Genomic DNA, 13,849 nt, shown 5'->3' on the forward strand with positions numbered 1-13,849 from the left:
AAAGATGCACTGAACCCTCGACATGACACTGGGCGTTTCCATTTTATTGCCCCGACCCGATCGATAATGGGACAATATCCTTATCCCGTCAAAGGGAATGGATCGTCTCAATGGCGACATAATGGTTTTGCATAGGAATGTCGCCTTCAGAGGTCCGCGATTTGCCGGTATGGTGCCTTCGCCTGATCGTCCTTGTTGAAGCACGCGCCGCGCCGCGCCTTCACACGGTTGAAGGTCTCTGGCGCAAATCCACGCGCGCGAGGCCGGGCCGCATGACGGATTTCATCCGCCATGAACGGCTGCTGCCCGCCGACGACATTGACCGGATCATCAGCGAAGCCCCGCTCGACCTGATCCAGTTTCAGGACGTCGCCGCCTCGATCCCCGTCGACGAGCGCCCGACCATGCGCAGCTGGATCGAACGCTTCAATGCTGCGGTGCCCGCATCGCAGCGCCCCCGTCTCGCCGCCTGACCCACAGGAGAAATGCCATGTCCCTCGCAACCGTCGCAGCCGGCATGTCCGAACGCGAAATCATCGCACGTCTCAACGATCGCTGCCGGCACGGTCTCGACCGTACCGGGCGCATCGTCATCACCCGCACCTGCCTCGGCACCTTTGCCAACAATACGATGACCGAACTGGTCGCCCAGGCCCAGATCCTCGCAGAGGTGCGCAAATTCACCTATCCTGACGACGATAGGACCGAGCGCGATCGCGGCCAGATCGAATACCGGGGCACCACCGTCTATTTCCAGATCGACGCCTATGACGCCGACCTGAAATGGGGTTCGCCCGATCCCACGGACGCCAGCGTCACGCGCAGGGTCATGACGATCATGGTCCGTGAGGATCTTTAGCCGCATTGCCATTCTGGCCATTCTGGCTATATTGGCTGGAAGGCTTCGACGGAGATTATCATGGCCACCAATGCCGAGAGCTTCGCATCCGTTGCTCTTACCGATTTCCATAACCACCCTGGCACTGTTGTCGATCAAAGCCAGCATGGTCCAGTCGTGCTGACGAAGAACAGGCGGCGCTATGCGGCCGTGGTCAGCATCGACTATCTCGATCGTGCTGCAGCTGCGCTTGAAGCGTTGCACGCCAATCGCCGGGTGTTCACCAGTGAGACCATGACCGATGACGACGCGGCGCGTATTGAAGCCAGCCTTCCAAGCGAAGCCGAAATCGCAGCAGGCCGCTTCGACTGGCAGCAGTGACGATCTGCCGCCGCGGCGCGGTGAGGTCATAAACTACGTCTACCTTTTTGCAGCCGAGCAAGCCGGAGGCCGAGACGAGGGCCTCAAGGAACGTCCTGTCATCGTTATCGCTGCCGATGGCAAAGGCTATATCGTCCTTGCTGTTACGACCAAAGGCGAGATCAACCCGTCCAACACGATCAAGATCCCCGGCGACGTCGGGAAGGCGATGGGCCTGCCGTACCCTGATTCGAGCTTTGTCGTTGTCTCAGAGGCAAACAGTTTCGACTGGATGGGCTTTGATGTCCGCGCACGAGCCAACGGCGACTACCGCTACGGAATGGTAACGCCCGGGTTCTTTACGAAGATCGTCACCGAATTTCTCAGTCGCAGCGGGCGATCGGTCAACCGGCGCTGAGGAACTGAAGGCTTCTTTGGAGGGGGGACGATAATGATGGCGGTGCCGGGCGGTCGCGTTTACCCGGCACCTGTCGCGGCCATTAGCATTATCGTGTCCATGTTCAAGATGCCTGCGGCGCACTTGGACAAATCGTCATAAATCTAACGATATTTTACAAGTCGATGTTACGCCTCTCGATTTCATCGAGCACGGCTTGTTCGAAATCCGTAAGGTTTTCACCGTCTTCGACTTTATCCCATTCATCGACCAACTGTTCGTCGGTCATCTGTTTCGGGTCCATCATCCGCGTTGCTCCTGCATCGACAGGGGGATCATCACACGCGCGCGCGTACCCTGCAATATGGGCCTAGCATAAGATTGATAAGACTTATTATGTTAATAATCAATCACTTAGCAACCTATGGAGGCTGCTATGCCAATCCGTCAACCCGATCTTTTCTTCGGCGACAAGCAGCCGCCTCGATCGGCGCCGCCGCTTCGCGCATATCGCAAGGCCGAGAAATCACCGCCCGCCGCGTTCGCATGGGAAAGCATGGCCTCATGGGTCCGACACATGAACCGGCTTTTCGCAGTCGAAAGCCCCAGCTGCGATCATTACGAGCGCGTGCGTTGCACGGCGCGCGAACTCACCGTCGAGCGCATCCGGCTTTGCCGGCACGCCGACGATCTGGCCCGCTGCGAAGCCATGCTGGCCCAAGCCAACTCCGGTTGGCTCTACGGCCTTGATCGAGCCTTCACGCGCGCGGAGCGCGGCGAGCGCCTCGTTGAAGTGCGCAACCGCATCGTCCTGCTCGGCCTCGGCCGTGCTGCGCCCAGGACTAAAGGACCACGCCTCGATCCAGCCAGTTTACCCGATGACGCGCTTCTGCGTCTGATCCAGAGCCACGCCGATCCGCAAGTCGTCGTCGCATTACGGGCCGAACGACAAAGGCGGCTGCAAACAATAACGGGGCCGAAACCGTAGCAGCGGCTTCGACCCCGTCGATTGAATGAGACCCATGCATTACCGTGGATCAACCAGAGCAACGCCTGAACGTCGACTCCGGCTCCATCCATAATAGATCGCAAATGGGTCAATTTAACATGAACGAACCTGCATGGCTCGTTCCCGCGCATTTGCGCACATCACCCGAAGGACATCACCCGAAGGACAAACCTATGACTATCTCGTCTCTCTCAGCCCGCCGCCGCCATCTCACCTCGTTCGAGAAGTGCTATGCCGTCGCCTGTCAGCTTCGCGACACCACCGGCGCCGACCAGTTCGTCGTGCGCACCGACAACCCTCTGCAACCCTTCCGCGTCTCGCGGCATCAGCCGACCGAGCCGGAAACCATCCTTGCGCTCGTAGCCTGAGCGCTCAATTCCAGACCGTCTGATCCGCCACCAGTTCGGCGGGCGTCTTGCCGGCGACCAGATTGCGCGCCGAAACATGAAGCACTGGCGCCCCGGATTCCCGAACAGCCCGAGCCATATAGGCGCGGCGGTTCGCCAGGATCGCGAGCCAGCGCATGTCCTTCACGGTCTCTTGCAGATCCCGTTCGCAGGTCAGATACCACAGCTTCATCTGCAGCGGGTTCTTGTCCTTGAGGATTTCCTCAAAGGCCAGATAGCCCTCGCCATAGCGCACGCCCTTGCGGTTGTCGTTCCACAGGTCGAAATAGGCATCCGCCATCTCACGGGTCGCGAAGTATCCGGCATCCAGGCTCTCACCCATAAGGGCTCCCGCCAGCAGCCGGCGAACAGGTCGAAGTTCGACATCGTTCATCGCGTCCATCAGGGGCAGATCGTAATTGTACCCCTCCAGTACGTCCTTCATCTTCATAGGTTGTCCTCCTTCGGTGAGACCTATGCGCCATTTAGAACATTAAGTGAACGGCCCAGTCAAGCCGATCATCACTTTCAAATGACGGGCGATTTCATTTTTCGGGAACTTTGGTCTCAAAGGATTTTAACCCTTTGTTAGGAATTGAACCTCAATCCTGCTCTCGCGAGCGAGATGCAGTCTTGTTCCCGCCGGTCTGGCAATCCCGACACCCCCTGTCCCAAAGTCTTTGCCAGACCGGCGACCCGCCATCAGGTGCGCTTTCTCTTGCCTTGTGGGTCGACCGAATGCTTCACAGTTACCGAGACAATCGTGTCGGCTTTTCCAATGCCCTCCCCATGAACCGGATGGAACTATCGATGCTCACCAAGATCCTCGATCGCCCTCTATGGACGCCATGGATGTCCATCATGGGGGTGCTCATCGCCCTCTTTTCCTTCGGAACGCTCTTCGGAAATTTTACAGGGGTGCCCGTTCGGACATGGCAAACCTGGTCAGTCGTCGCCATCGCGGCATGGTCAATCATTGGCGCCGCGATCGTTCTCGCCTCGGACTTTGTTCAGGACCATCGCGCCAAGGATGACATTTGATATGAAAGCCGCCCTTCCCTTGGCGATCTTGTTCACGGTCATCCCCATGGCCCGGGCGGTAGCCACCACCCGAGCATCAGGCGTCTTCCAGCTTCGGCCAGCTGGTGCCCCGCCGATCACCCGAAATGAACGCTTGCGCCGCTTTGCGCTTCGCAACTGGATCTGGCTGCCCCTCGCCCTCGGGGTGCCCATCGTGGTCTACAACTACGTCACCGGCCAAAATCCCTGGATGCTGATCATCGTGCTTTCAATCAGCGGATTATGCCTCAGCATGGTCGGCCCGACGCGCGTTGCATGGATAACTGGAGGCTTATTGGCCGCTTGCCTGATCTATTCGTCGATCATGCACATATGACCCGACTACCTCTCTCCGAGACGATCCCCGCCTCGACACTCAAACAAACGCTGGCCGCAAACCTTGCTACTTTCTGCGCTTCGCGCCGGATGACCCAAACTGCACTTTCCGAGCGATCCGGGGTCGCCGCCTCGCACATCTCCCATATCATCCACGGCAAAGCGAACCCGACCCTCGCAACAATGCATAATTTGGCGGATGTGCTCGACATTACCGTGATCGATCTTCTCACGCCAATATCTGCAAAGCCGCGCCTTCCTGAGTGAAGTGCGCGGCAAAGCGTCGCCACGGATCGTTCCTCGATCCCTCATTCAGAAAGGACCACCGCCATGGAACCACTGCGGCACCTCGATCGAGACACGCGCCGCGCCCGCCTTCTCGCGGCACGCACCCGCCCTGTCGGCGGCATCAACCGGCGCGGCATCTTCACCGGCCATTGGGATCAAGGTGACGTCGTGCGCCAGTTTCGCGGCGGTAACGGATCTTGGCTCGGCCTGGCAACCTACGTTCCGCGTGATCCCGCCACCTGATCGCGCAGGCCTTGGCTCGGCCTGAACGTCACCACACGGCGCGCAGACACCGGCACCTCGATGCCAGTCTTGGGATTACGACCGATCCTCGCCGCCTTGTCGTTCAGCAGGAACGTCCCGAAGTTCGAAATCTTCACATTCTCGCCCGCTGCAAGGGCATCCGACATGCGCTCGAGGATCTGTTCCACCATGTGAAGCGCATCGGTCCGTGATATTCCGATCGTTCGGTGCAGCGCCTCCGCAAGATCCGCGCGCGTCAATGTCGAAGTCTCTTCCATGGGCATGTTACGCTCAACCACTAGCTTTCTAATCCCTGATAGGCCCTGCGGGCCAGAGAAACGGCTAAGCCGCATCATGCCTCACCAGCTGCGATCGTAACGACGCCGCAACTTCATAATGAAATCCGCCTGCGCTCCATGCTCGAGACCATCTGATGCAACAAGCGGCCCAGCCATCTCGTCTTCAGACAGGCGACCATGAACATAATCGTTCAGCCGACCAATCGTCCCCTTCGAAAACTGCCGGCCCTGCTGCGCCTCTTCCCCTAACAGCCGCACCAACACCCGGCGCCACTCAGGCGGCGCATTTGCAACCATCTCCTCGATCTCCATCAACGAGGCGGGCTCCAGGCTTTCCTGCAGTGCCGCCAGTTCCGCTGCCTGCTGGGCGCGATACCGCGCCTTCGATGCCGCCAGTTCAGCATCACGAACCGCCCGACGCTCCGCTGCCGCCCGACGCTCATCTGCACCGCTCAACCACCAGTACCAGAGGTATCCAAAGACAGCCGCAATCATCACCCCCGCGCCAATCAGCAAATAAGGCTCAGGCACAAACCAGCGGTACGCATAAATCAGCGGCGTGCCTATCAGTGCAGGAATCAAGAACACGAAAGGAGACCAGAAACTTCCCCTTTCAGGCAACGGAACGCGAGCTATCTCAAAAGCCATGGCTTGAATCTCCGCTGATGCTCAATTTCAAGCATCATCGATCTTTCGTGATATATCGGAATTCTCCTCCATTAACCCCTTCTTGGCAATCGGCTTTCACAACATCTCAAAGTAATGGGGTCATCTCGCCTGCGGCGAGACCGGGCTCTGCTCGCCTTCGGCTCATGGAGCCCCTGCGGGTCTCCACCCTGACGGGCAACGATCCCTTGCCCGGGCGCCCTGCCCTCCTCTCAGCGGGTCTGCAACGATCCTGGAAGGCCCTGCGCTGCAATGAAGCCTCCTGCCCTTCCTTTACACCTCAACGGCGCTCCTGGCTCACGCACAGCGCCAGTAGCCTGCGGCTGTTGTCGTCCCCTTCGGGGCCGGTTCCCTTGTCTATGCCGTGAACCGGCGAGGACGCCGGCTCCCGGCACCAACCTCGCGCCAGGTCATTCACCACACACTGCGCCACCCCCGCCAGTGTCCCGGCGTCGCACACCGGGTTGCTCAATCAAAAGCTGCCTCCAACCAAGCTGCGCTAGCCGGTCCGCGCTGGCTGGCTTTTGTCTGCTAGTCGCAGACAGCCAGCGCGGACCGGCTAGCTCCGCTAGGTCGCAGCGCGACGTCTTTTGATCGAGCGATCCCCGGCGTGCCACTTGGGACACAGGCGAAGGTGGCTCCGTGTGCGGTGAATGACAACCCACCCCCTTGCGCTCTGTTGGTCAGTAATGACGGCCCTCGCGGGCCGACGTTTCTTTGTAATGTCGCTACCGCGCCAACTATTTAGGCTCAGGTTCACCATGTACGGTAAATAGCTGTCAAGAAATCAATGCAGTTCAGTATTTAGAGTTTAGGGAGTAGAATTAGTGTGTCGGAAGGGAAGGGGAGACGCCCCGGACCAAAGACAAGGGGACAAGCCCCACACTATAGGAGTAATAGCTATGAACATCGGTTCTTTCGCCCTCAAGAACGGCCAGCTTATCGGTTCGATCGCAACCCTGACCGTCGACCTTGCCCGCCTTGGCCTTCGCCCCGTCGAAAGCGCGAACGAGAAGGCCCCCGCGTTCGAGATCATGGCGCTTAACGTCGCCCGCAAGTGGGTGCAGGTCGGCGCGCTTTGGGAAGCGACCAGCAATTCCACCGGCGAGGTTTTCTATCAGGGAAGCCTTGATGACCCCAGCCTGCCCGAGAAGATGGCAATCATGGTCTTTGGTGACGACGAGGACGGCTATCGCGTCGTCTGGAACCGTCCGGCCCCCATGCGCCAGAACATGGACGGCAGCCGCCAGACCCGCCGCCGCCAGCGTGACGACAATTTCGGTGAAGGCAACGCAACCGAAGATGGCCGCATCGCCGCCGAGAACGAAGAGGACAACGTGCCCGCGTTCTAATCCCCCGACGGGAAGGGAGAGGGATTGCCGCCCTCTCCCGACCCTTTCGCTATCCCCTGCCAAGGATGAGTTATCATGACCAAGGAAACGAATAACCGCAGCTATAGCAGCTTTGCCGAACTGGCCAAGGCCATCGGCACCACGCCCGCCGAACTGCGCAAGCAGTACCTCGACAAGGCGATTGCCGACACCCAGCGCGCCGAGGACGAAGCCGGAACCGCAGCCACCCCCGACGAGCTGGATGAGATGGCACGGCAGGCGGAGATTACCGACATGATCGCGCAAGACTCCGTGCTCGACAGCTTCACCGAGGCTTTCGGCGACGTGACCGCCCTTTCCATCCTCGACATGGGAGGCGAGCGGCAGGAACTGGACATGCCCGAGCCCGCCGAGGCGCAGGCAGAATGTCACGCCATCATCAACACCATCTTTGACCTTTTCCGCGATACCCGCCTTGAGCCGAGCGCGCAGGCGATCGCATGGGGCATCGTCAATTCGTTTCACTACGAAGCGGACAAGCTGGCCCGCGAGGAGGACACCCTTTGCCGTGACCTGAAAAGCCGGATCGAGCAGGACGACCGCAGCGAAATCTATGCAACGGAAATGGAAGATTTGCAGATCCGTGCGCGTACCAAGATGGAACAGCGCGCCGCGATCGAATGCATGCGCGACTATGCCGCCGATTGCTACCGTTCGCAGACCGGCCGCCCATGGAGCACCGCGCGCGGATCGCGTGTTTCCAGCGCCACCACCGCAAGCCAGATCGCATCGGCCGATTTCCTAAAGGCGCGCGCAACCGCCTTGCGCGAAAAGCGCAATCCCACCGGCCCCCTTGTCGTCTTTTCCGGCGGTCAGGAATGGCACGACTATCAGCAGCTTTACGCCCGCCTCGACCAGATCAAGGCCCGCATCCCGAGCATGACCCTTTGCACCACCGGCCAGCGCAAGGGATGCGACGCCATCGCCGCAGCTTGGGCCGCACAAGCTGGCGTGCCGATTGTCACCTTTGCCCCCAACGCCCAGCGCTTCGGAAAGAGCGCCGGTTTCAAGCGCAATGACCAGCTTGTCAGCCTCCGGCCCGTCGAAGCGATCATTTGCCAAGGCACCGGCATTCAGTCGCACTTGCTGGACGAACTGAAGGCCGCAAGCGTTCCGGTTCACGCCTTCCGCTACGATGCACAGGCACCCATGCCCGCCGACGCCAAGCGGCACAATTGGGGATGAGATAACAGGGGCGGACCAGCGCCGCCCCTACCCTTTCCTTGGCAGGAGCATCGGGCCAGCATCGGGGGACTTCCCCGGCGCTGGCCCTTTGTCGTGCCCTTGTGCCAGGTGGGGGAAACCCTACGGTTCCCCCCACGCCAGGCCGCCGCGCGCGCCGCCGCCAACATCGCCCCCGTCGGGGCTCGTTGGCGGCGGCGCGCGCGGCGGCCTTCCCCCCTCCGGTAGGGAGCTGCCGCAGGCCAGACGATCGGTCCCGCGCCGCTCGACCTGGCCCCGAGAAATCGAGGGCGGGGGAGCGCGCGCCGGGCATCGAACCCGGCGCGCGCTGCTGCCGCGAGCATGAACACAGATCCGCGCCGGTCTGCCAGCGCCGCGGCTCCCGGATCAGGACCATCGGGACCGCCCTGCCCTGCCCCTTCTGGTGTCATTTCGCCCTTTCACCCAGTGCGCCCTTTAACGACCCCGATCCGTCGCCGGATCGGCACTGGAGGAGAGAGGGAGAGACGAGGCGAGTTTAACGAAGGAGGTTCCCGATGAGCATCACGTTCCGCATCGAAGATGACGCCGAAACCGACAACCTGCGCCCCGTCATGATCGACGCCCTCCAGATGGGCGCCCTGCGCGAAACCCTCGCCGCATACGGCGAGCGTTACGGCCTCGACCTCATCATCCACGACTACGGCTCGCTCGACGAACAGGTCTTCGCATGGGAGGCCCGCACCGCCATGGTGCCGATCGCCATGATTGCCCGTCACTTCACGTTCGACGTCGACGCGATCGCCCTGATCGAGACAGCCCAATTCCTTGGCCGTCGCATCCGCATCGCGCGCCGCGATGACGAACCCGACATCATGGTGACGCTCTCGACGAACCCCGACGCCGCACCCGAGATGAACGTCTCCAACTCGAACGCCTACGCCATCCTTGCGATGCTCGGCCTCGACCTCGATAGCTGCGGCACGATCAGCATCGAGCAGCTGCGCGGCAGCCTCGCCGATCCCGTCATGGCAAGCCGCCTCGATGCCGAGCCGGGCCTTGCCCGATACCTGCCGGCGCTCAACCAGATGGCCGCCATTTCCTCGCCCAGCTGCGCCCTTCGAATGGTCTGGTCATAGCGCCCGGTGAAGCCCCTCACCTGCCCGCGCGGGCTCGCCTCGCTCGCCTTGGCCTGACGGCCAGGGCTACGCATCGCCGACCGCGCCACGCCGATAGATAAAACCACCACACAGTCTTCCCATTGTGACCTTCGGGGCGCGGCCGCGTCAAGGACGGCGGGGCCCCACCATTTTCTTCGGTGGATCGGCATTCCCGCCCCAATCACACCGCAGCGGCCACCAAAGAAAATCGTGACCCCCACCGCCGCTACGCGGCGCGAAAGGCTCGCCTTTCGCGTCCCTGACCCGACCGCGCGCCGAAGGTCCGACCGTAACTGTCGTTTTGACTAAGGAGTGAGCGTTATGAGCACGTCAGTTACCCTCCCCGAAGACAAGATCGAGTTCATCCCCAAGTCGGATAAGGAGATCCGCATCGAGCGTCGCATCGCCTCGCTCGAAGCCGAAATGCACAGCGCCTGCCGCATCCATGACCGCCGCGACGACTTCCTCGAAATGATCGACTGGAACGCCATGACGATCGACGATCGCGAGACGGTCCACAACCACGCAGACCGCCTCAACGACACCATGATCGAGATCGATCACGAGATGCACATGGCATCCGAAGCACTCTATGCCGCGTATATGGAAAATCCGCTCAATTGGTGAGCCGGAATCGCTACGCACGGGAGGCGCAGCCCTACAGGGCCGCGCTTCCCTTTTTTTGTCTGATGCCGTCCCGACCGCTGCGCGACTCCACCCGGCTCGCTCGCCTTGGCCTGGCGGCCAAGGCTACGCATCGCCGGGGCCCGCCCCTAAAGGAATGGCCGCCCGAATGGGCAAGCCCATCCGTGCGGCCATCGGTCGTTTGTTCGGTGGCGAACCGGCTCAGGCTGAAGCCTGAAGCCGCTTCTCCACTTCATCCACGCCCAGCGTCTTCACCGCCGTCATGATCCGCTCCAGTCGATCATGCGGGAGCTTGAAAAGCCCCGCCTTCTCGACCGTCCCGATCGCCGCTTCCCGCACCTTCTGCTGATGCGCCTTGCGACGCTCCACCAGCTTGCGTTCCTCGGCTTCGATCGCGGCCATTTCCGCGTCCAGTGACTTCGCCATTACTCGTACCTTTCGGTCAGGCTGATCGGCTCTGAACCCCGCCACCATAACCGCTCTCACGTCATGCGAAAACCCGCGACGTACTCCCCTACGGCAACCCTTCGAAATCACCCCTTCACTCACGGAGAAATCATGCGCCATCTGGCCCATTTCACCCGCGCGAAGCGCTCTATTCCCTCCGGCGTTTCCGCCTCACGGCGGCCCAGTGCCCACCGGAAACCGGAATCATATCCGCACCAGACGAACGCAGGAACAGACCGAGGCTCCAACAACGATATGTCAGCTACAGTAGCACACCGAACGCAACGTCGTTGCAGGATTATGACGTAAAAACAAAGTTTTAGATGAAAATTCGATTGTGTCCCAACGGGTATCATGTTGTGTCCCAACGGGTTCACATACAATTAACGTGATATTACAACTACATACGTGGGACTTTTTGGGACACGCATTGTAGCAAGATCCCCCAAAGAAACTTGCATTTAGTTCGATTTTGCAATATCTAACTCGCACTTTACGCAAGCCCACCAGCCTCCCTGCTAGGAGGTTGGATTGTCATCGACACATCAACGAACCGTCCGGTTCGAAACACAACAGTACGCGGCACTACGAAAGATCGCTGCACAGCAGAACCGTTCGATTTCGGAACTTCTGCGGTCGATAATCAGCGACTATTTCGAACAGCGCGATACCGTTGCTTCCAGTGCGCGTCGTGTCGCACAAGTCGCCGAATATACTCAGGCCGCGCTCGACACGATCATCCTCCAGGATCACCCCGAACACCGCGAAAGCATCCTTGCGGAAACGGCCCGGCGCATGGAGCGGTATCATGGCTCGCGCTGATATCCGCAACGACGGTCGGCCCGTCCCTCTCAAGCACCATTCCGCGCGCGGCGACACGCCTCGTAACAACGGCAATTTCGTGCGCGGGAGCCAGCTGCTCAACACCCAGGTCATCATGTGGCTGCAGGGCGCGAAGATGCCCTTCCTCATGTGGCTGGGCATCTTCGCCCTCTCCTATTTCACGATCCTCTCGTTCACCCTCGACGAGAACAATTTCCAGCTCATCTGCATGCGCATTCTGTCCTGGCTCTGGGACTGGTGTGCCCTCGATCCCATGAAGCAGGCCAACCTGCAGCTGCCAGACCATACCGTGCGCCATACCTACATGGGGTACGTGCCCTATGTTCCCGAGGTCGCTCTCGCCTGGCACAAGGCAGTACGCGGCGTCATCGGTTCGATCCTGATCGCCTCGTTTGCGACCATCCCGGCTTCGATCTGGTATGTCGATTTCTCTCGGCGGCGCGGCGGCTCGATCATGGAAGAGCGGCACGAGCGCGGCGCCATGCTGGTGGATCGTGATCTGCTCTACAAGGAGATCAACCAGCACAACTATATGAAGTTCGTCGAGGAGGCCAAAGACCTCTTCCCCGACAAGAAACCACAAGCTGTTCTCAAAATGCCATTCGATGCCCGCAAGGCTGCCGGCATCCACCATCCCTATTATCTTGCCGGTATCCCCTACCCGCACCGCCTCGAGCAATCCCACACCATGCTGCTCGGCACCACCGGCACCGGCAAAACCACGGTCCTTCGGCGACACCTGGCTCAGATGCGCGAACGTCAGGATACCGCCGTAGTATTCGATCTTACCGGTGCTTACGTCGAAGCATTCTACGACCCTGAACGCGACACGATCCTCAATCCCATGGACGTGCGCTGCCCGTCATGGTCGATCTTCAATGACTGCTCGACATACAGCGAGTTCACCGCCGCCGCTGCAGCCCTGATCCCTTCCGATGGTGGATCGTCGGAACCGTTCTGGGCCCTCGCCGCGCGCACCCTCTTCATCGAAATGTGCATGAAGCTCATTGAGAAAGGGCAGACCTCCAATCAGGCGCTCGCCGACAACCTGATGACGGCCGATCTCAAGCAGGTCCACCGTCATCTTCAGAAGACGATTGCCGATCCGCTCACTGCCCCGGAAGCCGCCCGAATGGCGGAATCGATCCGCGCCGTTTTCAACACCAATGCGCAGGCGCTACGGTTCCTTCCCGACGAGGGCGAGCCATACTCGATCAAGAAGTGGATCACCGGCGAGAAGAAGCCCGGATCGATCCTTTTCACCACCTGTACTTATACCGACCTCGAGATGAACAAGGCGCTCCTGACCCTCTGGTCTAACCTTGCCATTCACTCGCTCATGACCATGCCGCACACCCGTTCGCTCCGCACCTGGTTCATGTTCGACGAGCTGGGTGCACTTCACCGGCTACCCGCCATCGAGAACGGCCTTCAGACCGCCCGTAACTTCGGCGGAGCCATGATCCTTGGCCTGCACTCCTTCGACAAGCTGGTGCAGGTCTACGGGGAAGAAAACGCCCGTAACCTCTCCTCGCTTGCGCGCACAAAGCTGATGCTAGCTGCCGCTGATCTCGACACCGCCGAGCAGTGCGCCCGCTACATCGGCAATCGCGAAATCCGGCAAATGGATGAGGGCTATTCCTACGGCTACAATTCCACGCGCGACGCATCGACGCTGACACCGCGCAAGCAGATCGAACCGCTCGTTATTCCCGATGACATCATGAACCTGCCCTCGATGCATGGCTTCGTAAAATTCCCGGATGGATTTCCTGCAGCGCGCATCCAGCTGGAGTGGCAGCACTATGCCAAGGTTGCCGAGGGCTTCATGCGCCGACCACCGTCAAAGCCGGGCGATCCGGACGGTAAGGTTCGCGGAGGTGGGGGAAAGCCGAAGGGTGGAGATGACGGTGGGCGTGGTGAGAGCCTGACCCCCGCGCCAGAGGACATGGAAATGGGGGTGACGCCGATCGCGCTTGCCGCCGATATTCTCTCCCAGCCCACCGAGGAACAGCAGCGCGAGGCAGTTGAGAACGAGGCTGCTCAGCGCATGGATCTGGGCGTCCAGACCCCCGCCGATGGCAAAGACGATGGCGATCGGCGTGACGAGCGTGATCGTGATGTGCGCGACCTCGACGCCGGCCAGGACAGCGCCTCCACTCAGTCGCGGGGATCGGAGTTCCGAAATCACAATCCCCTGCCCCACGAGGAAGATCTTGGCGTGCGGGAGGCGCGTGATGGTTTCGGGACCGGCGATGGCATCGATCACCATCATGATCATGGTCATGGTCATGACGACGGCCTTGGCATGGGTGACTGAC

The 13,849-nt window shown here is 60.4% G+C and carries 19 protein-coding genes and 1 pseudogene; 16 read left to right on the forward strand and 4 right to left on the reverse strand.

Annotated features, from left to right (window positions below; translation table 11 throughout):
* Positions 1 to 122: 122 nt before the first annotated feature.
* The 6 genes and pseudogenes from CG471_RS31630 to CG471_RS00815 form a co-directional block, all read left to right on the forward strand.
* Positions 123 to 473 (forward strand): annotated as a pseudogene (locus CG471_RS31630) (hypothetical protein); the annotation flags it as partial.
* Between the two features lie 17 nt (positions 474 to 490).
* The gene (locus CG471_RS00795) at positions 491 to 859 is read left to right on the forward strand and encodes a DUF3768 domain-containing protein (protein ID WP_082635348.1); all 369 of its coding nucleotides are present in this window, start codon (positions 491 to 493) and stop codon (positions 857 to 859) included.
* Positions 860 to 919: 60 nt separating this feature from the next.
* Positions 920 to 1,219 carry a type II toxin-antitoxin system prevent-host-death family antitoxin gene (locus CG471_RS00800; RefSeq protein WP_008830216.1) on the forward strand — a complete coding sequence of 100 codons (300 nt, stop codon included), beginning with the start codon at positions 920 to 922 and terminating at the stop codon, positions 1,217 to 1,219.
* Positions 1,140 to 1,616: a hypothetical protein gene (locus tag CG471_RS00805; protein WP_143560110.1), complete on the forward strand. Its 477-nt coding sequence runs from the start codon at positions 1,140 to 1,142 to the stop codon at positions 1,614 to 1,616. The genes CG471_RS00800 and CG471_RS00805 overlap by 80 nt, the downstream gene beginning before the upstream one ends.
* Positions 1,617 to 2,031: 415 nt before the next feature.
* The gene (locus tag CG471_RS00810; RefSeq protein ID WP_062069129.1) at positions 2,032 to 2,583 is read left to right on the forward strand and encodes a hypothetical protein; all 552 of its coding nucleotides are present in this window, start codon (positions 2,032 to 2,034) and stop codon (positions 2,581 to 2,583) included.
* A gap of 194 nt (positions 2,584 to 2,777) precedes the next feature.
* The gene (locus CG471_RS00815; RefSeq protein WP_062069132.1) at positions 2,778 to 2,972 is read left to right on the forward strand and encodes a hypothetical protein; all 195 of its coding nucleotides are present in this window, start codon (positions 2,778 to 2,780) and stop codon (positions 2,970 to 2,972) included.
* 4 nt (positions 2,973 to 2,976) lie between these two features.
* Here the strand turns inward: CG471_RS00815 and CG471_RS00820 are convergent, their stop codons facing one another.
* Positions 2,977 to 3,441 carry a hypothetical protein gene (locus CG471_RS00820; protein WP_062069135.1) on the reverse strand — a complete coding sequence of 155 codons (465 nt, stop codon included), beginning with the start codon at positions 3,439 to 3,441 and terminating at the stop codon, positions 2,977 to 2,979.
* Positions 3,442 to 3,800: 359 nt separating this feature from the next.
* Between CG471_RS00820 and CG471_RS00825 the strand changes: the two genes are divergently transcribed.
* The 4 genes from CG471_RS00825 to CG471_RS00840 all read left to right on the forward strand — a co-directional run bounded on the left by CG471_RS00825 (position 3,801) and on the right by CG471_RS00840 (position 4,916).
* Positions 3,801 to 4,031: a hypothetical protein gene (locus CG471_RS00825; RefSeq protein WP_062069138.1), complete on the forward strand. Its 231-nt coding sequence runs from the start codon at positions 3,801 to 3,803 to the stop codon at positions 4,029 to 4,031.
* Between the two features lies 1 nt (position 4,032).
* The gene (locus CG471_RS00830) at positions 4,033 to 4,386 is read left to right on the forward strand and encodes a hypothetical protein (protein WP_099229933.1); all 354 of its coding nucleotides are present in this window, start codon (positions 4,033 to 4,035) and stop codon (positions 4,384 to 4,386) included.
* Positions 4,383 to 4,652 (forward strand): helix-turn-helix domain-containing protein, encoded by a 270-nt coding sequence (locus CG471_RS00835; RefSeq protein ID WP_082635349.1) that lies wholly within the window; start codon positions 4,383 to 4,385, stop codon positions 4,650 to 4,652. The genes CG471_RS00830 and CG471_RS00835 overlap by 4 nt, the downstream gene beginning before the upstream one ends.
* A 63-nt stretch (positions 4,653 to 4,715) precedes the next feature.
* Complete coding sequence (locus CG471_RS00840) at positions 4,716 to 4,916, forward strand: hypothetical protein (RefSeq protein ID WP_062069144.1); 201 nt, start codon at positions 4,716 to 4,718, stop codon at positions 4,914 to 4,916.
* Here the strand turns inward: CG471_RS00840 and CG471_RS00845 are convergent.
* Together CG471_RS00845 and CG471_RS00850 are read right to left on the reverse strand one after the other, a co-directional pair.
* Complete coding sequence (locus CG471_RS00845) at positions 4,889 to 5,194, reverse strand: integration host factor subunit alpha (RefSeq protein ID WP_062069382.1); 306 nt, start codon at positions 5,192 to 5,194, stop codon at positions 4,889 to 4,891. The genes CG471_RS00840 and CG471_RS00845 overlap by 28 nt on opposite strands.
* Positions 5,195 to 5,275: 81 nt before the next feature.
* Positions 5,276 to 5,863 (reverse strand): hypothetical protein, encoded by a 588-nt coding sequence (locus CG471_RS00850; RefSeq protein ID WP_062069147.1) that lies wholly within the window; start codon positions 5,861 to 5,863, stop codon positions 5,276 to 5,278.
* A gap of 920 nt (positions 5,864 to 6,783) precedes the next feature.
* Between CG471_RS00850 and CG471_RS00855 the strand changes: the two genes are divergently transcribed.
* The 4 genes from CG471_RS00855 to CG471_RS00870 all read left to right on the forward strand — a co-directional run bounded on the left by CG471_RS00855 (position 6,784) and on the right by CG471_RS00870 (position 10,220).
* Entirely contained in the window at positions 6,784 to 7,233 is a 450-nt protein-coding gene (locus tag CG471_RS00855; RefSeq protein ID WP_099229935.1) for a DUF736 domain-containing protein, read from the forward strand.
* 75 nt (positions 7,234 to 7,308) lie between these two features.
* A complete protein-coding gene (locus CG471_RS00860) occupies positions 7,309 to 8,457 on the forward strand; it encodes a DUF2493 domain-containing protein (protein ID WP_099229937.1) in 1,149 nt (382 codons plus the stop codon).
* A gap of 533 nt (positions 8,458 to 8,990) precedes the next feature.
* Entirely contained in the window at positions 8,991 to 9,572 is a 582-nt protein-coding gene (locus CG471_RS00865) for a hypothetical protein (RefSeq protein ID WP_062069153.1), read from the forward strand.
* A gap of 342 nt (positions 9,573 to 9,914) precedes the next feature.
* Positions 9,915 to 10,220, forward strand: coding sequence for a hypothetical protein (locus CG471_RS00870; protein WP_062069156.1), 306 nt, complete (start codon positions 9,915 to 9,917; stop codon positions 10,218 to 10,220).
* 219 nt (positions 10,221 to 10,439) lie between these two features.
* On the opposite strand, the gene CG471_RS00875 is transcribed toward CG471_RS00870, so the two are convergent.
* On the reverse strand, positions 10,440 to 10,664 hold the full coding sequence (locus CG471_RS00875; RefSeq protein WP_062069159.1) for a hypothetical protein: 225 nt from the start codon (positions 10,662 to 10,664) through the stop codon (positions 10,440 to 10,442).
* Positions 10,665 to 11,216: 552 nt separating this feature from the next.
* Here CG471_RS00875 and CG471_RS29980 point away from each other — a divergent pair.
* Both CG471_RS29980 and CG471_RS00885 read left to right on the forward strand, forming a co-directional pair.
* Positions 11,217 to 11,507, forward strand: a complete 291-nt coding sequence (locus tag CG471_RS29980) for a hypothetical protein (protein WP_143560111.1) — start codon at positions 11,217 to 11,219, stop codon at positions 11,505 to 11,507.
* On the forward strand, positions 11,494 to 13,848 hold the full coding sequence (locus CG471_RS00885; protein ID WP_062069164.1) for a type IV secretion system DNA-binding domain-containing protein: 2,355 nt from the start codon (positions 11,494 to 11,496) through the stop codon (positions 13,846 to 13,848). Before CG471_RS29980 ends, CG471_RS00885 begins: the two co-directional genes overlap by 14 nt.
* The last annotated feature ends 1 nt before the right edge of the window (position 13,849 follow it).

The organism is Sphingobium sp. IP1 (assembly GCF_002708645.1).
In the GTDB taxonomy this organism is placed as follows: domain Bacteria; phylum Pseudomonadota; class Alphaproteobacteria; order Sphingomonadales; family Sphingomonadaceae; genus Sphingobium; species Sphingobium yanoikuyae.